Raw genomic sequence first — 15,520 nt, 5'->3', positions numbered from 1 at the left:
ATCGGAACAATGTACCGCAAGCGGCGAAGTGTCCGGCGATGGCGGGGCCAGCCGCCAAAAAAGAAGGGCTCCTCCGTCAGGAAGAGCCCTTCTTTGCGTGTTGCGGTTGCTGCTTACTCGCCAGCGGGCGCTTCGCTGCTGCTGGCCGGCGCGACGCTGCTTGCGCTGGCCGGGGCTGCCGCCGAGCCGGCGCTGGCCGGAGCCTCTTCCTCAAGCGACGGCGGCTTGATGCCGGCAGCCTGCTCCGGAGTCTGGTCCGGCGCGTTGCTCAGCGGCAGGTAGATCTCGAACTGCGAGTAGGTCTCGACGTTGTCGCCGATCTTGGTCTGGATGTTGTACGGGCGGTTGACCACGTCATCGAACGCGTAGCCATGCGTCTGCGCATAGGCCTTCAGCATGTCGCGGGTCTGCGGCACGCCGGCGAAGGTACCGTTCCACACGCCCTTCAGGGCCGGGCCACCAAAGGCCAGCGTGGCGCGCACATTCCCGTCGACAACCAGGCGACCGAAGCGGTCACGGCTGTCCACGGCCAGCGGGACGCTGTCCGCATCGGCGGCGGCGCTGCTGGACTCGGCGGGTGCACCAGGGGCATTCAGTGCCGGCGGCGTGGGCGGCGTCAGCTGCTCGACCTGACCGTTGACGGTGAGGCTGCCGTTGTCGATCGGCATCGCCACGTCGAAGGTGTAGGTCTGGTCGCCGTAGTTGGTGGTGAACACGACCCGCGGGCCGGTGACGTTCACGCCCAGCTTCTTGGCGGTGGCCTGGATCTGTGCAACCGCCTTGCTGGTCGCCGCCTCGAAGCCTTCCAGGCCGTCCTTGCGGGCGATCGAGGTGGGCACCAGCAGCACCGGGGTCTGCTGCGTCTGCACGATGTACGGGATCAGGTCGGCGTAGTCGATGTTCGGCACCGTCGCCATCACGTTCTGCAGGTTGTTCAGCGTCACGTCCACGAAGGAGTCCGGATCGCCGTGGATGTACAGATTGGCGAAGCGGTTGACCAGGTTCCAGCCGTAGGCAACGTCATAGGACCAGGTCACTTCGGTCAGCTGACCGCGGCTGCCCTGGCGCTCCAGGTCCAGCGTGAAGTGCTTGTCCTGCCCGCGCCAGCTGTTGTCCAGGTTCCAGACGATGCTGGCGGTCTTGGTGGTGCTGGTGATCTGGTCGAACGACGGGGTGGCGCTGGCGATGGTCAGCTTGCCGTTGCCGACCTTCTCGTTGTCGCTGCTCCAGCTCAACTCGGCACCAGGGCCGTAGGCATTGCCCGAGAAGCTGAACTTCGTGTTGCGATCGTACGAGCGCAGCACCGAGTACTCGGGCACGCGGCGAAGATTGTCGAGCACGTCATAGACCTGCCGCATGTCCTTGCCGATTACCAGCGACCGCTCCACGTGACCGTGGCCCGGCATGACCACACCCGCCACCACGCCGACCACGGCGACGATGATCAGGGCAACAAAAAATTCAAGGACACGCATCATTCCAAGGGTCTCCGAACGTCTCTACGCAGTACCAGGATGGCAGTACCAGGATGGTCTCCCCAACCGCGTGGCGCGGTGCCTCCCATGGGTTGCTGCAGGGATGCAAAAGGGGGGTCGGCAATTGCCGAAGCTACGGATGTTACTTGCTCGCGAGCTGGAACGCTATTGCCGGGAACATCCGTATGGATGGCTACGTGAAACGACCGCGCGGCGCCATTCCTGCGGCCGTGGCGAGCCGCGTTCCGGCTCAGACGATGCCCAGCTCCAGCGCCTTCAATACGGCACGGGTGCGGTCGCGGACGCCCAGCTTGGAGAGGATGTTGGATACGTGGTTCTTCACCGTGCCCTCGGCCACTTTCAGCGAATTGGCGATTTCCTTGTTGCTGTAGCCGCCGGAAAGCAGCCGCAGGATCTCGGTTTCGCGCTCGGTCAGCGGGTCGGGCTGCTCCAGGCTGGTGAACTGGTTCTGCATGCGCGCCACCCCGGCCATCAGGCGCTGGGTGACCATCGGCGCCACCAGCGAGCCGCCGCCGGCCACCACCCGCACCGCCTCGACCAGTTGCTCCAGCGACACATCCTTCAGCAGATAGCCGCGCGCACCGGCCTTCAGCCCCTGCAGCACCAGCTGGTCGTCGTCGAAGGTGGTGAGGATGATGGTGGGCGGCAGTTCATCGCGGGACGCCAGCGTCTGCAGCACTTCCAGCCCGCTCATGTTGGGCATGCGCAGGTCCAGCAGCACCACGTCGGGCTTGATCCGCGGAATTTCGCGTATCGCCTGGGCGCCGTCGGCGCATTCGGCCACGACGCGGATGTCAGCAGCGAGATCCAGCAGCGAACGTACGCCCTGGCGCACCAGATTCTGGTCGTCGACGAGACAAACGGAAATCATCGCGCATCCTCAAGCAGTAAGGCCCATGGGGCGGTATCGGCACGACGCATCGCCCCCGTCAGCAGTGCATTCTTGCATGTCTGCGCGGGCCACGGAAAACCCGCGGCGCTGGCCACAATCCCCATCGCCGGCATCGGCGTTCAGGGCATTCGCAGCGCCGGCGGGTCGAATCGCGTGGGCGCATGCGCCAGCGCCGGGTGCTCCCCCAGCGGCAATCGCACCGACAGCGCAAAACCCCGGCTGACGTCGGCATGCAGCGTGACGGTACCGCCAAATTCGGCCAGCCGCTCGCGCATGCCCGACAGCCCGTTGCCTGGCTTGACCTGGGCCGCGCCACGGCCGTCGTCGCGCGCCTCCAGGCCGACCTCGCTGGCTTCGGCGTAGGCGAAATCCAGCCACAGGTTGCGCGCACCGGCATGCCGGGCGGTGTTGGTGATGATCTCCTGCGCGCAACGCAACAGAACGTGTGCCCGCCGCGGATCTTCCACCGTGAAGCGTGGCGGCATCTCCACGTGGATCTTCAGCCCCGGCACACCGTCGGTCAGCGTGCGCAGCGCGCGGGTGAGGTCGATCGCATCGTCCTGGCGCAGCTCGCTCACCGCCTCGCGCACGTCGGAAAGGAGATGCCGCGCCGTGCTCTGCGCCTTGCGCACGTGGGCGCCCGCCGCCTCGTTGGTGAGGTGGCTGGCCACTTCGAGGTTGAGGCTCAGCGCGGTGAGGTGGTGGCCGATCACGTCGTGCAGATCGCGCGCAATGCGCATGCGCTCGGCGATGCGGCTGGACTCGGCCAGCAAGGCCCGCGTGGCGCGCAGTTCCGAGTTGAGGCGGCGCTGCACCTCGCGTTCCTCCGCCTGCTGGCTGGCGATCGCGGAGGTGGTGAATACCAGCACGGAAATACCCAGGTAGACACTAGCCTGCACGAAACCGATCGTGATGCTGTGGTCGTACTCCGGGAACGTGGCGAACACCGCCACCAGGCTCAGATGCTGCAGCACCAGCCACAAGCCGCCCATCCAGAATGGCAGCAGCCAGGGCAGGACCACCGACGCCACCACCATCAACATGGCCGACAGGCCGCTGTGGCTGTACCAGCCCACCGCCACCGCCGCCGCCGTCATCAGCGCCAGCCCCAGCAACTTCAGCGCGGGGTAGCGGCGCGAGCCCAGGTTGCTGGTCAGCAACCAGTACATCAGCCCGAACACCAGGTAGCACAGCGTCCACAGCAACAGCGAGAAACTCGGCCGCTGCAACTGGTTCAGGCGCTCGGCCGCCCAGGTGGTGACCAGCGGCGTCCCGGCCGACAAATAGGTAAAGAACCCCGCGTAACGGAGCAGCAGGCGGATATGGTTGAAGAATGGCCATCGCATGGCGCGCATCATTGGCCGTGCGGGCGCCCAGCGCAATCCACGATAGTCGGTAGAAGCGTGCCGGCCATCGACTTTACAAAGGTTTTACATGGGCTTTCGCCGGTGTACGGGGCATGGCCGCATGGCATAATGGCGACTTTGCGAGGCCGTGCGTTGGCCTTTCCCCGATTCCATCAAGCGGAGCAACGAATGGTTCTTGCCATCCGCGACGTGCGCGAGCACGACCTGGATGCGGTGCTGGCGCTCAACAACGCCGCCGGCCGCTCCATCCTGGCACTCGACTCCGCGCGGTTGCGCTATTTCTACGAGCACGCGGAATACTTCCGCGTGGCCGAGGTCGACGGTCACCTGGCCGGCTTCCTGATCGCCCTTCGCGATGGCGGCGAGTACGACAGCCCCAACTACCGCTGGTTCGGCGAGCATTACCCGCAGTTCATGTATATCGATCGCATCGTGATCGCCAACGCCTACCATCGCCACGGCCTGGGCCGCGTGCTGTATTGCGACGTGCACAGCTACGCCGAAGTGCGCGTGCCGCTGCTCACCTGCGAAGTGCTGCTTGAACCACGCGACGACGTGGTCGTGCTTTTCCACGGCACCTATGGCTTCCAGGAAGTCGGCCAGCAACGCATGGGCAAGGATGGCCCGCAGGTCAGCCTGCTCGCGCTCGACCTGCCCAGTTACGCCTACGTGCGCGAAACCTGGCTCGACAAGGGCGGCCTGCCCGACGTGCCCTGGTTGAGCGAGCGCACCGTGCCGGCATTGGCAGCCACCCCTGCGCGCACATCGGCGGGAAAACAACATTCATGAACGCAAAAACCGAATCAACCGACGCCTGCGACCTGCGCTTCGGCCAGGTAGGCATCGCCTGCGTGCGCGTGCGCCGGGTCGATGCGGCCGCACTGTGCGAGGAGCTTGAGCGCCGCGTGCGCGCCGCGCCGCAGATGTTCTCCCGCGCCGCCGTGGTGCTGGACCTCAGCCACCTGCTGCACCTGCCGGATGACGGCACGGTCGACGCGCTGCTCGAAGCGGTGCGCAGCGCCGGCATGCTGCCGGTGGGGCTGGCCTACGGCACCAGCGAAACCGAGGCTTTGGCCAGCCGCATGGGCCTGCCGCTGATCGCCAAGTTCCGCGCCGCCTATGAGCCGGCCGCGGCCACGCCGGCGGCCGAGACCCGTGCGCCGGAACCCGTGGCGCGGCCGGAGCCGATCTTGGCGCCGCCCGAAGCGGGCCACCCGCTGGGCGCGCAACACCACGACGGCTCGGTGCGCTCCGGCCAGCAGATCTACGCCCGCGACCGCGATCTGATCGTCACCGGTGCGATCGCCAACGGTGCCGAAGTGATCGCCGATGGCAATATCCACATCTACGGTGGCCTGCGCGGACGCGCCATGGCCGGTGCGCAGGGCGACGAGAAAGCGCGCATCTACGTCTCCGATTTCCGGGCGGAACTGGTGGCCATCGCGGGCCAGTACCGCGTGTTCGAACAAATTCCCGACGACCTCGAGGGCCGGTCCGTGCAATGCTGGCTCGAGGGCGAAAAACTGTTGATCGCAAAACTGTGATCAGCTGCAACAACAACCTTGCGGAGATGGGCTCTTGACTGCTGAGATTATCGTTGTCACTTCCGGCAAGGGCGGCGTCGGCAAGACGACCACCAGCGCCTCGCTCGCCACCGGCCTGGCCATGGCCGGCAAGAAAGTCGCCGTGATCGACTTCGACGTCGGCCTGCGCAACCTCGACCTGATCATGGGCTGCGAGCGACGCGTCGTGTATGACTTCGTCAACGTGGTGCACGGCGAAGCCACCCTGAAACAGTCGCTGATCAAGGACAAGCGCTACGAGAACCTGTACGTGCTGGCCGCCAGCCAGACGCGTGACAAGGATGCGCTGACCCAGGAAGGCGTCGAGAAAGTGCTCGACAGCCTGTCCGAGGACGGCTTCGACTACGTCATCTGCGACTCGCCCGCGGGCATCGAGAAAGGCGCCCACCTGGCCATGTACTTCGCCGACAAGGCCGTCGTGGTGGTGAACCCGGAAGTGTCGTCGGTGCGCGATTCCGACCGCATCCTGGGCCTGCTGGCCAGCAAGACGAGGCGCGCCGAGCGCGGCGAAGGCCAGGTCACCCAGCACCTGCTGCTGACGCGCTACAACCCCGCGCGCGTGGCGATCGGCGAAATGCTCAGCGTCACCGACGTGGAGGACATCCTGGGCATCAAGGTGGTCGGCGTGATCCCGGAATCGGAGAACGTGCTCACCGCGTCCAACAACGGCATCCCGGTGATCGTCGACACGGCCTCCCCGGCTGGCCAGGCCTACAGCGACACGGTGGCCCGCATCCTCGGCGAAGAGCGTCCGCTCCGCTTCATCGATGTGCCCAAGAAGGGCTTTCTCCAGCGCGTGTTCGGAGGTTGATCACGATGGGTATTCTTGATTTCCTGAAGCGCCGGCCCGAGCCGACCGCCACCGTGGCCCGTGAGCGGCTGCGCATCATCGTGGCGCAGGAGCGCTCCTCCCGCGGCGCGCCCGACTACCTGCCGATGATGCGCAACGAATTGCTCGAAGTGATCAAGAAATACGTGCACGTCGACATCGAGGCGATCAACATCAACCTGGAGCGTGACAGCGGCCATGAGATCCTCGAGCTGTCGGTGACGCTGCCGGACGGCAAGAAAAAACCGGACGCCGGCGACGCCGCCACGGCCAGCTGAGCGTTCCAGCGGCGGGCCGGCGCATCCGCCCGGCCCTCCCCGCCTCTCGTCACCAAGCCCCCAACATGTCATCCGCACATCCCTCGCCCGCCGGATCGCCTGATACCGTGTTGCGGCTGGCCCAGCTCGGCTTCGACGCGCCCACCGCGCTGCTTGGCCGCTACGGCCTGACGTTGCAACGCGTTGACGATGGCGCGGCCATCCCCGGCAGCTTCTGGGGCGACGAGGAGGCCGGCATCATCGGCACCACGGTCTACGCGCGGGCGGATACGCCGCTGCATTCGCTGCTGCACGAGGCCTGCCACCTGATCGTGATGCCACCGGACAGACGTCTGGACGTCCATACCAACGCCACCGATTCCATCGAGGAAGAGGACGCCACCTGCTACCTGCAGATCGTGCTGGCCGATGCCTTCCCCGGCGTGGGCCGCGAACGCCTGATGGCCGACATGGATGCGTGGGGCTATACGTTCCGATTGGGTTCGACCCGGGCCTGGTTCGAAAACGACGCGGCTGAAGCGCAGGCGTTCCTCGTCGCGCGCGGGCTGGTCTGACGATCAGTCGTCACCGCCAAGGCCACGCGGCTTACCTGACGTGCCACTTGTCGTCGTCGCCTTTCCTGTAATCCTTCTTCACGGCCGACCACGCCACCTTGTGCGCCGTCTCCTCGCGCGACGCATCGCCGCGGCGATCGTCCTTGTCGGCGTACTCGTCCCAGGCGTTGTTGAACGCCTTCTTGTAGATCTCCTGCGCATGCTTCGGCACGTTGTCGCGCACGGAATCAGGCAGGTCGCTAATGGATTTGTAAGGCATACCGAACCTCCAGCAATGCGGTCGCGGCAGTCCGGAAACACCGGACCGATGGCGTCCGCAAAGTCTGGATCGGTCGCGGTCAAGCAGCCGTCAAAAGGCCCGCCCCAACCGACCGAAGCTCACGCAACCGTTGCCGGCATATAACTGCCCACCTCGGTACGGCAGGCCTTCACCAAACGGTTCCAGCCGTTGATGGCGATGATCGCCAACGTCAATTCGACTGTCGCCTTTTCATCGAAGTGCTCGCGCACCTCGGCATACAGCTCATCGGGCAGGTCGTTGGTGGAAACCTGGGTCACCGCCTCGACCCAGCTCAACGCGGCGCGCTCGCGCGGCGAATAGAACGGCGCCTCGCGCCAGGCCGACAGCAGGTACAGCCGCTGCTCGGTTTCGCCGGCGGCGCGCGCCTCCTTGATGTGCATGTCCAGGCAATAGCCGCAGCCGTTGATCTGCGACACCCGCACCTTCACCAGCTCCAGCAGCGAATGCTCCAGTTCACTGCGATGCACAACGGCTTCCAGGCCACGCATCGCCTTGAATGCGTCGGGGACGGCGGTGCGGAAATCAATGCGTGCTTTCATGCGGCTCCTCGCGGCAACGAATGGAATGGAAAGAAAGACAGCTGGACCGCGACGTCAGCGCGGCTCGGTGATCTGCGCCTGCAGTTCGACATCCCGCGCCAGACCCGGCGCCTTCGGCACGCGGCTGATCCGCCCGTACCAGTACCACGACAACACACCGATCAGGGTCAGGGTCGATGAGCCCAGCGACAGCGACAACATGGTCGACGACAGCAGCGGCGACAGCACGCCCGCGACCAGGCTGCTGAGCAGCAGGCTGGCAAACGCCTGCACCGAGGAAATGCCGCCACGCAGGTGGGGGAAGCGATCCAGCAGCAGCAAGGTGAGCGTGGGGAACGCCAACTGCACGCCCACGCCGTGCAGCACCAGCGGCAACATCGACCACGGCAGCCGTGGTTGCGGCAACGCCAGCGCCAGCGATACATGCAGCACGCACGCCAACAGCATCACCGCATAACCCAGGTTGACCGTGAAACGCACGCTGCGCCGATCGGCCAGCCGCCCGGAAAGCCAGGCGCCGCTGATCAGCCCGACCACCACCGGCACGAACAACCAGGGGAAATCCTGCGCCGACAGATGCAGCAGTTCCAGCACGATGCGCGGCGCCGAGGCGATGAACAGGAACAACCCCGCGAAGTTCACCGAGCTGGAAATCAGCAACGGCCAGAACGGCCGGTCACGACCGAACGACAGATAGCCGGCCAGCAGCGGACGCACCGCGAACGTGGTGCGCCGCGCAGGCGGGTGACTCTCCTCCAGCCAGATCGCGACGGCCGCCGACAGCAGCAGCGTGAACAGCAGCAGAAACCAGAAGATGCCATGCCAGCCGCCCAGCGGCAGCAGCCACGCGCCCACCATCGGCGCGATCACCGGTGACACGCCGAAAATCATCATCACCTGCGACATCAACCGCTGCGCGGCCGGCCCTTCGAACGTATCGCGGATCACCGCGCGCCCCACCACCAGCCCGGCACCGGCGCAGGCACCCTGCAGCGCGCGGCAGGCCAGCAGCATCGCGAACGAGGTGGATACCGCCGCCAGCACCGACGCCAACGCATACACCAGCATGCCGGCCACCATCACCGGCTTGCGCCCGATCGCGTCGGAGATCGCGCCGTGGAACAGGCTCATGGCCGCATAGGTCAGCAGGTAGACGCTGATCAGCTGCTGCAAGGCCGCGCTGTCCACCTGGAAATGGGCGCCGATCAGGGGGAAAGCGGGGAAGATCGCGTCGATCGAAAACGGGCCGATCATCGACAACGCCGCCAGCAACCAGGGAAGGCTACGACGTGCCGCGCGCGGGGGTGGGTTCATCGGAGCGGCAACGTCGGGCGGCAACAGGAAGTGCATTGTAGCGAGCGCGTGCCCGGCCTGCGCCATGCGACGGTGCGCCCCCGCCGCGCTTGCGTTTCTATCGCCCCGGCTCCTAGCATGGCCGCTCCGGGAGATGGCATGCCTCCCGTTCCCGCGACGCAAGATCAAGGGAACCAACCGCCCCGCATCACTGCAGGGGCTGATGATGCCTGCACCACCGGCTTCCGGCGGCGCAGGCGTGCCTGCCGCCGCGGTAGCCGGACACTTCCATTCGTCAGGAGACGCGCTCGTGGGTGTAACCGGATTCGTTGCAATTGGCCTCGGCGGCGCCATCGGCTGCTGGTCGCGCTGGTTGTTGGGCATCGCGCTCAACCCGCTGTTTCCCACCCTGCCGCTGGGCACGCTGGCGGCCAACCTCACCGGCGGCTTGCTGATGGGCTGCGTGATGGGCGTGTTCGACCATTTCCAGACGTTGTCGCCGGAGCTGCGGCTGTTCGTGTTCACCGGCTTCCTCGGCGGGCTGACCACGTTCTCCACCTTCTCGGCGGAATCGGCCACCTTGCTGCTGCGCCAGCAATACCTGTGGTTCAGCGGCCACGTGGCGGTGCACGTGGTCGGTTCGATCAGCATGACCGTCATCGGCATCGCCCTCACCCGCAGCCTGCTGCGCCATTGATCGGGGAACCGGCATGAATCAGGACAACCTGCAACAAGGCCTGCATCTGACGTTCTACTGCCACGTGCGCGCGCGCCACGAGGGCATGCTGGTATCGCAATGGCTGCTGGAGCAGGCACGCCGCGACGGCCTCGGTGGCGGCTCGGTGTTTCGCGCCACCGCCGGCTTCGGTCGCCACGGCGTGCTGCGCGAGGAGCAGTTCTTCGAGCTGGCCGACGACCTGCCGGTGAAGGTGGAATTCCTGCTGCGCGAGGACCAGGCCGACCTGCTGCTGGAGCGCGTACGCGCCGCCGGCATCGACACGGTGTATGCACGGACGCCGGCAAACTATGGCGTGCTCGGCAACGGGGCGGCGAAAGCCGGATGACTGCCGCGCGCATCGACGTTGCCGAACGCCGGGAGTCCACCATCCGGCGCTGACGGCTGTTTGTTCGTTCCACTCCGCGAGGAAAGGCATGAGCCAGGACACCTTGAAGGATCGCGCCAGCGAACTGCTGCAGGGCGCCGGCATCACCATCAACGGCGCCGCACCCACTGATCTCCAGGTACACGACGAGCGACTGTATTCGCGCGTGTTCGCCCACGGCTCACTGGGCCTGGGCGAAGCCTACATGGACGGCTGGTGGGACGCCGGCGACCTGCCCGGCATGTTCACCCGCATGTTGCTGTCCGGGCTCGACCAGAAGCTGCACACCTTCGAGGCGGTGGTCGCCCACCTCAAGGCGCGCTTCATCAACCTGCAGCGCGGCGAGCACGCGTTCGAGATCGGCAAGGCGCATTACGACCTCGGCAACGACCTGTTCCAGGCCATGCTGGGCAAGCGGCTGGTGTATTCCTGCGGTTACTGGGCCGCCACCGACAACCTCGACGATGCGCAGGCAGCCAAGCTCGACCTGGTCTGCCGCAAGCTGCAACTGCAACCGGGGCAACGCGTGCTGGACATCGGCTGCGGCTGGGGCGAGGCGCTGAAATACGCGGCGGAAAACTACGGCGTCAGCGGCGTGGGCATCACCGTGTCGCAGGAGCAGGCCGAGTTCGCCCGCGAACTGTGCGCCGGCCTGCCCATCGAGATCCGCCTGCAGGATTACCACGACATCGACGAGCCTTTCGACGCGGTGTATTCCATCGGCATGTTCGAGCACGTGGGCGGCAAGAACTACCGCGCGTATTTCGAAACCGTGGAGCGCTGCCTCAAGAGCGGCGGGCTGTCGCTGCTGCATTGCATCGGCACCAACAGCGCGCCCGCGCAGCCCGATCCGTGGATCGAGAAATACATCTTCCCCAACTCGATGATCCCCGCCGCCACCCAGGTGACCGCGGCCCTGCAAGGCCTGTTCGTGGTCGAGGACTGGCACAACTTCGGCCCCGACTACGACCGCACCCTGATGGCCTGGTACGCCAACGCCGAAGCGGCGTGGGACCACCTGCCGGCGCACTACGACGAACGCTTTCGCCGCATGTGGCGTTTCTACCTGGCCACCTCCGCCGCCGTGTTCCGCAGCCGCCGCGACCAGCTGTGGCAACTGACGCTCAGCGCGCGCGGCGTGCCCGGCGGCTACCGCGTGCCGCGCTGAGTCCGTCGCGTCATTGAGCCACCCGCCCGCACCCGTCACACTCGCGGGCATGAACAAACCACGCCTGCCCGCGCGCCTGCTGATCGCCCTTGTCCTGCTGCTTCCGGCAGCCGCCATCGCAAAACCGGCGCTGTGGGTAACGAAGGATGCCGACACCACGATCTACCTGTTCGGCACCGTGCACCTGCTGCCGAACGACGCCGACTGGCATGACGCCACGCTGGACCGCGCGGTGGCAGACAGCCAGGCGCTCTACATCGAGCTGACCGACGACGACCAGGGCAACATGATGGCGCTGGTGCTGCGCTACGGGCTGGATGCGGCACACCCGCTGTCCAGCCAGCTCGACGCCGATGAACAACAGCGCCTGCGTACGGCGGCGACCGAGGCCGGCGTGCCCGGCGGCATGCAGGCGCTGAACGTGATGCGCCCGTGGCTGGCCGCACTGACCCTCACGACCGCGCCGCTGCTGAAAGCCGGGCTCGACCCGGAGCACGGCGTGGACAAGCAGCTCAAGGCGCAGATGTCCGCCGCCGGCAAACCCGTGTTTGGCCTGGAAACCGCCGAACAGCAGATGCACTTCCTGGCCGACATGCCGCAGGAAGTGCAGCTGGACTTCCTGCGCTCGGCCATGCGCGATGCCGACAAGGGACCCACGCAGCTGACCCGGCTGATCGACGCCTGGAAGAACGGCGACGTCGCCACCATCGCCCGGCTCGAAGACGAAGACATGCGCCAGACCGCGCCCGAGCTTTACCAACGGCTGCTGGTGCAACGCAATGAAGCCTGGGCAACGAAGATCGCCACCCTGCTGCAACAGCCCGGTACCGTCTTCATCGCCGTGGGTGCGGCGCATCTGGCCGGGCCGGACAGCGTGCAGGTGCAGTTGCAGAAGCTGGGTGTCGAAGCGCAGCGCCTGTAGGGGCGCACCCTGTGCGCGATGCTCTTCGTCACGCAACGGAAAGCATCGCGCACAGGGTGCGCTCCTACAAGAATCGGGCGCTTTCTGGCACCATCGACCGGTTAACCGCGCAGCCTGCGCGCCGACCGAATGATGTAACTGCATGATCCTGCAAGCCAATTACGAACAGATCCCGCTGAAGGAGTACGCCGAGCGGGCTTATCTCGACTATTCCATGTACGTGGTGCTCGATCGCGCCCTGCCCTTCGTGGGCGACGGCCTGAAGCCGGTGCAGCGGCGCATCATCTACGCGATGAGCGAGCTGGGCCTGGCGGCCACCGCCAAGCCGAAGAAATCCGCCCGCACCATCGGCGACGTGATCGGCAAGTTCCATCCGCACGGCGACAGCTCCTGCTACGAAGCGATGGTGCTGATGGCGCAGCCGTTCTCGTACCGCTACCCGCTGGTCGACGGCCAAGGCAACTTCGGCTCGCCGGACGACCCGAAAAGCTTCGCGGCGATGCGCTACACCGAGAGCAAGCTCAGCCCGATCGCCGAAGCGCTGCTGGGTGAGCTGGCGCACGGCACGGTGGACTGGGTGCCGAATTTCGACGGCACGCTGGAAGAACCAAGCTGGCTGCCCGCACGCGTGCCGCACGTGCTGCTCAACGGCTCGATGGGCATCGCCGTGGGCATGGCCACCGACATCCCGCCGCATAACCTGCGCGAAGTGGTCAGCGCCTGCATCCGCCTGCTGGACGACCCGGATGCCACCGTGGCCGACCTGTTCGAGCACGTGCGCGGGCCGGATTACCCCACCGAGGCGGAGATCATCACCCCACGCGGCGACCTGCTGGCGATGTACGAGAACGGCACCGGCTCGGTGCGCGCCCGCGCGGTGTATCAGCGCGAGGAAGGCAACATCGTGATCACCGCGCTGCCGCACCAGGTCAGCCCGTCGAAGATCCTGGAGCAGATCGCGTCGCAGATGCGCGCCAAGAAACTGCCGATGATCGAGGATCTGCGCGACGAGTCCGACCACGAGAATCCCATCCGCCTGGTGATCGTGCCGCGCTCCAACCGCGTCGATGCCGACGAGATGATGCAGCACCTGTTCGCCACCACCGATCTGGAAAAAAGCTTCCGCATCAACCTCAACATGATCGGCCTGGATGGGCGCCCGCAGGTGAAGAACCTCAAGCGCATCCTCACCGAATGGCTGAGCTTCCGCACCAACACCGTCACCCGCCGGTTGCAGAACCGGCTGGCCAAGGTGGAGCGCCGGCTGCACCTGCTCGAAGCGCTGCGCATCGCCTACCTCAACCTGGACGAAGTGATCCGCATCGTGCGCACCGAGGACGAGCCGCGGCCCGTGCTGATCGCCCGCTTCAAGCTCAGCGAGGAGCAGGCCGACTACATCCTCGAAACGCGGCTGCGCCAGTTGGCGCGACTGGAGGAGATGAAGATCTCCGCCGAGGCCGACCAACTGGAAGAGGAACGTGCGCGCATCAACGTGCTGCTGAAATCGCCGGCCAAGCTGAAGGGTTTGATCAAGGACGAGCTGCGTGCCGACGCCGCCAAGTTCGGCGACGACCGCCGCTCGCCGCTGGTCGAGCGCGACGTGGCGCATGCGCTGGATGAAAGCGCGCTGGTGGCCAGCGAACCGGTCACCGTGGTACTGAGCCAGAAAGGCTGGGCACGCGCCGCGAAAGGTCACGATGTCGACGCCGAAGGCCTGAACTACCGCGAAGGCGACGGCCTGCTGGCCGCGGTGAAAGCCCGCACCACGCAGCAGGTGGCGTTCATCGACTCCACCGGCCGCGCCTATTCCACGCCTGCACATACCTTGCCCTCGGCGCGCGGCAACGGCGAGCCGCTCACCGGCCGTTTCAGTCCCGCGGCCGGCGCCAGCTTCGACGCCATGATCGCCGGCGACAACGCCACCCGACTGATCCTGGCCACCGATTTCGGCTACGGCTTCGTCACCCGCTTCGAGACCCTCACCAGCCGCAACAAAGCCGGCAAGCAGATCATCAGCCTCAGCGACAAGGCGAAAGTGCTGGCGCCGCAGATCAGCGCCGACCCCGCCCGCGACCGCATCGTGGTGGTCACCACCGAAGGCCATCTGCTGATGTTCTCGGTGGCCGAGCTGCCCGAGCTGGACAAGGGCAAGGGCAACAAGCTGATCGAGATCCCCAAGGCGAAACTGGTCGCCGGCGACGAACGCGTGGCCGGCATCGCCGTGGTCGGCGAAAGCAAGGGCGAAGTCACCCTGTACGCCGGCCAGCGCAAGCTCACCCTGCGCTGGGCCGACCTGGTGGAATACGGCGGCACCCGCGCCAGCCGCGGCGGCTTGCTGCCGCGCGGCCTGCGCCGCGTGGAGCGCATCGAGACCACCGGCTAAGGCAACTCCAACTGTAGGAGCGACTTCAGTCGCGACGCCTTTGCTTTTGCGATTCAATGCAAAAACGTCGCGACTGAAGTCGCTCCTACAAAGTCGACACCGACGGCCCCACAGGAACTTGTCGCCCCCGCACCTTTCCAACCCGGATGTACACGCCAACCGCACCTCGCGCGTTGGTGCTGTTATCAACCCGGAGTACGCATGAACATCAAACGGCTTCTCGTCGCCGCCGCCGCCAGCCTGCTGACCACCACGGCGTGGGCGCAGACCACCGGCAAGCCGCTGAACCTGAAGCTGCCGCCCAGCGACCTGCCCGCCGCCAGCACCACCGCCCCGAAACCGGCCACCCCGAAAACGGCAGGCGATGCACCGGGCGTGTATTACGGCGATACCAGCGGCCGCATGGGCAATACCGAGCCCGTCGCCGAAGCACCCGATTGCGACGACTCCACCTACAACAAGCCGCAAGTCCACGGCAGCGTCGGCACCGGCATCGTCACCGGCAGCCACATGGGCACCGGCAACTGGAATGCGGGCCAGGTGAACGTCAGCCAGGCGTTCGGCAGCTGCGACGAACCTTCCGGCGGCATCAGCATTTCGGTCGGCGGCAGCCGCGGCCATTTCCCCGACTACAACCGCCGGGGGCGCTGAGGCAAGCCTGAATCCGGGTAGGGACTGCGTTGAAAGCCGACCCGGCCCGCTTCCGCCCCACGGCTTGCGTTCGTGACATCTGTCACGGCAGACACCTGTAGGCGACACTGGCTAGCGGCGGGAATACGCGTGATCCTCTGGATCTGATCCAAGGGGAGTTA

The 15,520-nt window shown here is 66.2% G+C and carries 17 protein-coding genes and 1 riboswitch; of the genes, 11 read left to right on the top strand and 6 right to left on the bottom strand.

Annotation, left to right across the window (positions count from 1 at the left end):
• Window positions 1-113 precede the first annotated feature (113 nt).
• From ASD22_RS00900 to ASD22_RS00890, 3 genes are all read right to left on the bottom strand, one after another.
• Complete coding sequence (locus ASD22_RS00900) at window positions 114-1,478, bottom strand: hypothetical protein (protein ID WP_056077680.1); 1,365 nt, start codon at window positions 1,476-1,478, stop codon at window positions 114-116.
• A gap of 247 nt (window positions 1,479-1,725) precedes the next feature.
• Entirely contained in the window at window positions 1,726-2,367 is a 642-nt protein-coding gene (locus ASD22_RS00895) for a response regulator transcription factor (protein WP_007079885.1), read from the bottom strand.
• A 140-nt stretch (window positions 2,368-2,507) separates the two neighbouring features.
• Window positions 2,508-3,734, bottom strand: coding sequence for a histidine kinase (locus ASD22_RS00890; protein ID WP_056080736.1), 1,227 nt, complete (start codon window positions 3,732-3,734; stop codon window positions 2,508-2,510).
• A 189-nt stretch (window positions 3,735-3,923) separates the two neighbouring features.
• Between ASD22_RS00890 and ASD22_RS00885 the strand changes: the two genes are divergently transcribed.
• The 5 genes from ASD22_RS00885 (at window position 3,924) to ASD22_RS00865 (ending at window position 6,999) form a co-directional block, all read left to right on the top strand.
• The gene (locus ASD22_RS00885) at window positions 3,924-4,544 is read left to right on the top strand and encodes a GNAT family N-acetyltransferase (RefSeq protein ID WP_056077679.1); all 621 of its coding nucleotides are present in this window, start codon (window positions 3,924-3,926) and stop codon (window positions 4,542-4,544) included.
• Window positions 4,541-5,299 carry a septum site-determining protein MinC gene (gene minC, locus ASD22_RS00880; protein WP_056077676.1) on the top strand — a complete coding sequence of 253 codons (759 nt, stop codon included), beginning with the start codon at window positions 4,541-4,543 and terminating at the stop codon, window positions 5,297-5,299. Before ASD22_RS00885 ends, minC begins: the two co-directional genes overlap by 4 nt.
• Window positions 5,300-5,333: 34 nt before the next feature.
• On the top strand, window positions 5,334-6,149 hold the full coding sequence (gene minD / locus ASD22_RS00875) for a septum site-determining protein MinD (RefSeq protein ID WP_056077673.1): 816 nt from the start codon (window positions 5,334-5,336) through the stop codon (window positions 6,147-6,149).
• Window positions 6,150-6,154: 5 nt separating this feature from the next.
• Window positions 6,155-6,445 (top strand): cell division topological specificity factor MinE, encoded by a 291-nt coding sequence (gene minE / locus ASD22_RS00870; RefSeq protein ID WP_056080734.1) that lies wholly within the window; start codon window positions 6,155-6,157, stop codon window positions 6,443-6,445.
• Window positions 6,446-6,510: 65 nt separating this feature from the next.
• Window positions 6,511-6,999 carry a hypothetical protein gene (locus tag ASD22_RS00865; protein WP_056077669.1) on the top strand — a complete coding sequence of 163 codons (489 nt, stop codon included), beginning with the start codon at window positions 6,511-6,513 and terminating at the stop codon, window positions 6,997-6,999.
• Window positions 7,000-7,030: 31 nt separating this feature from the next.
• Here the strand turns inward: ASD22_RS00865 and chaB are convergent, their stop codons facing one another.
• The 3 genes from chaB to ASD22_RS00850 all read right to left on the bottom strand — a co-directional run bounded on the left by chaB (window position 7,031) and on the right by ASD22_RS00850 (window position 9,153).
• Window positions 7,031-7,258, bottom strand: coding sequence for a putative cation transport regulator ChaB (chaB, locus tag ASD22_RS00860; protein ID WP_056077667.1), 228 nt, complete (start codon window positions 7,256-7,258; stop codon window positions 7,031-7,033).
• A 119-nt stretch (window positions 7,259-7,377) separates the two neighbouring features.
• Window positions 7,378-7,839: a carboxymuconolactone decarboxylase family protein gene (locus tag ASD22_RS00855; RefSeq protein WP_056077664.1), complete on the bottom strand. Its 462-nt coding sequence runs from the start codon at window positions 7,837-7,839 to the stop codon at window positions 7,378-7,380.
• A gap of 54 nt (window positions 7,840-7,893) precedes the next feature.
• Entirely contained in the window at window positions 7,894-9,153 is a 1,260-nt protein-coding gene (locus ASD22_RS00850; RefSeq protein ID WP_056080731.1) for a multidrug effflux MFS transporter, read from the bottom strand.
• 120 nt (window positions 9,154-9,273) lie between these two features.
• Window positions 9,274-9,372: riboswitch (Fluoride riboswitch) on the top strand.
• A gap of 70 nt (window positions 9,373-9,442) precedes the next feature.
• Between ASD22_RS00850 and crcB the strand changes: the two genes are divergently transcribed.
• From crcB to ASD22_RS00820, 6 genes are all read left to right on the top strand, one after another.
• On the top strand, window positions 9,443-9,829 hold the full coding sequence (gene crcB, locus ASD22_RS00845) for a fluoride efflux transporter CrcB (RefSeq protein WP_056077662.1): 387 nt from the start codon (window positions 9,443-9,445) through the stop codon (window positions 9,827-9,829).
• A 13-nt stretch (window positions 9,830-9,842) separates the two neighbouring features.
• The gene (locus ASD22_RS00840) at window positions 9,843-10,196 is read left to right on the top strand and encodes a DUF190 domain-containing protein (protein ID WP_056077659.1); all 354 of its coding nucleotides are present in this window, start codon (window positions 9,843-9,845) and stop codon (window positions 10,194-10,196) included.
• 88 nt (window positions 10,197-10,284) lie between these two features.
• Entirely contained in the window at window positions 10,285-11,403 is a 1,119-nt protein-coding gene (gene cfa / locus ASD22_RS00835; protein ID WP_056077656.1) for a cyclopropane fatty acyl phospholipid synthase, read from the top strand.
• Between the two features lie 49 nt (window positions 11,404-11,452).
• Window positions 11,453-12,325, top strand: coding sequence for a TraB/GumN family protein (locus ASD22_RS00830; protein WP_056077653.1), 873 nt, complete (start codon window positions 11,453-11,455; stop codon window positions 12,323-12,325).
• A 142-nt stretch (window positions 12,326-12,467) separates the two neighbouring features.
• Window positions 12,468-14,708, top strand: a complete 2,241-nt coding sequence (parC, locus tag ASD22_RS00825; RefSeq protein WP_056077650.1) for a DNA topoisomerase IV subunit A — start codon at window positions 12,468-12,470, stop codon at window positions 14,706-14,708.
• A 201-nt stretch (window positions 14,709-14,909) separates the two neighbouring features.
• A complete protein-coding gene (locus tag ASD22_RS00820; protein ID WP_056077647.1) occupies window positions 14,910-15,359 on the top strand; it encodes a hypothetical protein in 450 nt (149 codons plus the stop codon).
• Window positions 15,360-15,520: the final 161 nt, after the last annotated feature.

The organism is Rhodanobacter sp. Root480, from assembly GCF_001426645.1.
GTDB lineage: Bacteria > Pseudomonadota > Gammaproteobacteria > Xanthomonadales > Rhodanobacteraceae > Rhodanobacter > Rhodanobacter ginsenosidimutans.
The sequence above is the reverse complement of the archived record's forward strand: the minus strand, read 5'-3'. Positions and strand labels throughout refer to the sequence as shown.

Excerpts from the sequence above, each read along its gene's own strand:
- ASD22_RS00900 (WP_056077680.1), bottom strand. The coding sequence starts at position 1,478 with ATGATGCGTGTCCTTGAATTTTTTGTTGCCCTGATCATCGTCGCCGTG.
- ASD22_RS00895 (WP_007079885.1), bottom strand. The coding sequence starts at position 2,367 with ATGATTTCCGTTTGTCTCGTCGACGACCAGAATCTGGTGCGCCAGGGC.
- ASD22_RS00890 (WP_056080736.1), bottom strand. The coding sequence starts at position 3,734 with ATGCGATGGCCATTCTTCAACCATATCCGCCTGCTGCTCCGTTACGCG.
- ASD22_RS00885 (WP_056077679.1), top strand. The coding sequence starts at position 3,924 with ATGGTTCTTGCCATCCGCGACGTGCGCGAGCACGACCTGGATGCGGTG.
- minC (WP_056077676.1), top strand. The coding sequence starts at position 4,541 with ATGAACGCAAAAACCGAATCAACCGACGCCTGCGACCTGCGCTTCGGC.
- minE (WP_056080734.1), top strand. The coding sequence starts at position 6,155 with ATGGGTATTCTTGATTTCCTGAAGCGCCGGCCCGAGCCGACCGCCACC.
- ASD22_RS00865 (WP_056077669.1), top strand. The coding sequence starts at position 6,511 with ATGTCATCCGCACATCCCTCGCCCGCCGGATCGCCTGATACCGTGTTG.
- chaB (WP_056077667.1), bottom strand. The coding sequence starts at position 7,258 with ATGCCTTACAAATCCATTAGCGACCTGCCTGATTCCGTGCGCGACAAC.
- ASD22_RS00855 (WP_056077664.1), bottom strand. The coding sequence starts at position 7,839 with ATGAAAGCACGCATTGATTTCCGCACCGCCGTCCCCGACGCATTCAAG.
- ASD22_RS00850 (WP_056080731.1), bottom strand. The coding sequence starts at position 9,153 with ATGAACCCACCCCCGCGCGCGGCACGTCGTAGCCTTCCCTGGTTGCTG.
- ASD22_RS00840 (WP_056077659.1), top strand. The coding sequence starts at position 9,843 with ATGAATCAGGACAACCTGCAACAAGGCCTGCATCTGACGTTCTACTGC.
- cfa (WP_056077656.1), top strand. The coding sequence starts at position 10,285 with ATGAGCCAGGACACCTTGAAGGATCGCGCCAGCGAACTGCTGCAGGGC.
- ASD22_RS00830 (WP_056077653.1), top strand. The coding sequence starts at position 11,453 with ATGAACAAACCACGCCTGCCCGCGCGCCTGCTGATCGCCCTTGTCCTG.
- parC (WP_056077650.1), top strand. The coding sequence starts at position 12,468 with ATGATCCTGCAAGCCAATTACGAACAGATCCCGCTGAAGGAGTACGCC.
- ASD22_RS00820 (WP_056077647.1), top strand. The coding sequence starts at position 14,910 with ATGAACATCAAACGGCTTCTCGTCGCCGCCGCCGCCAGCCTGCTGACC.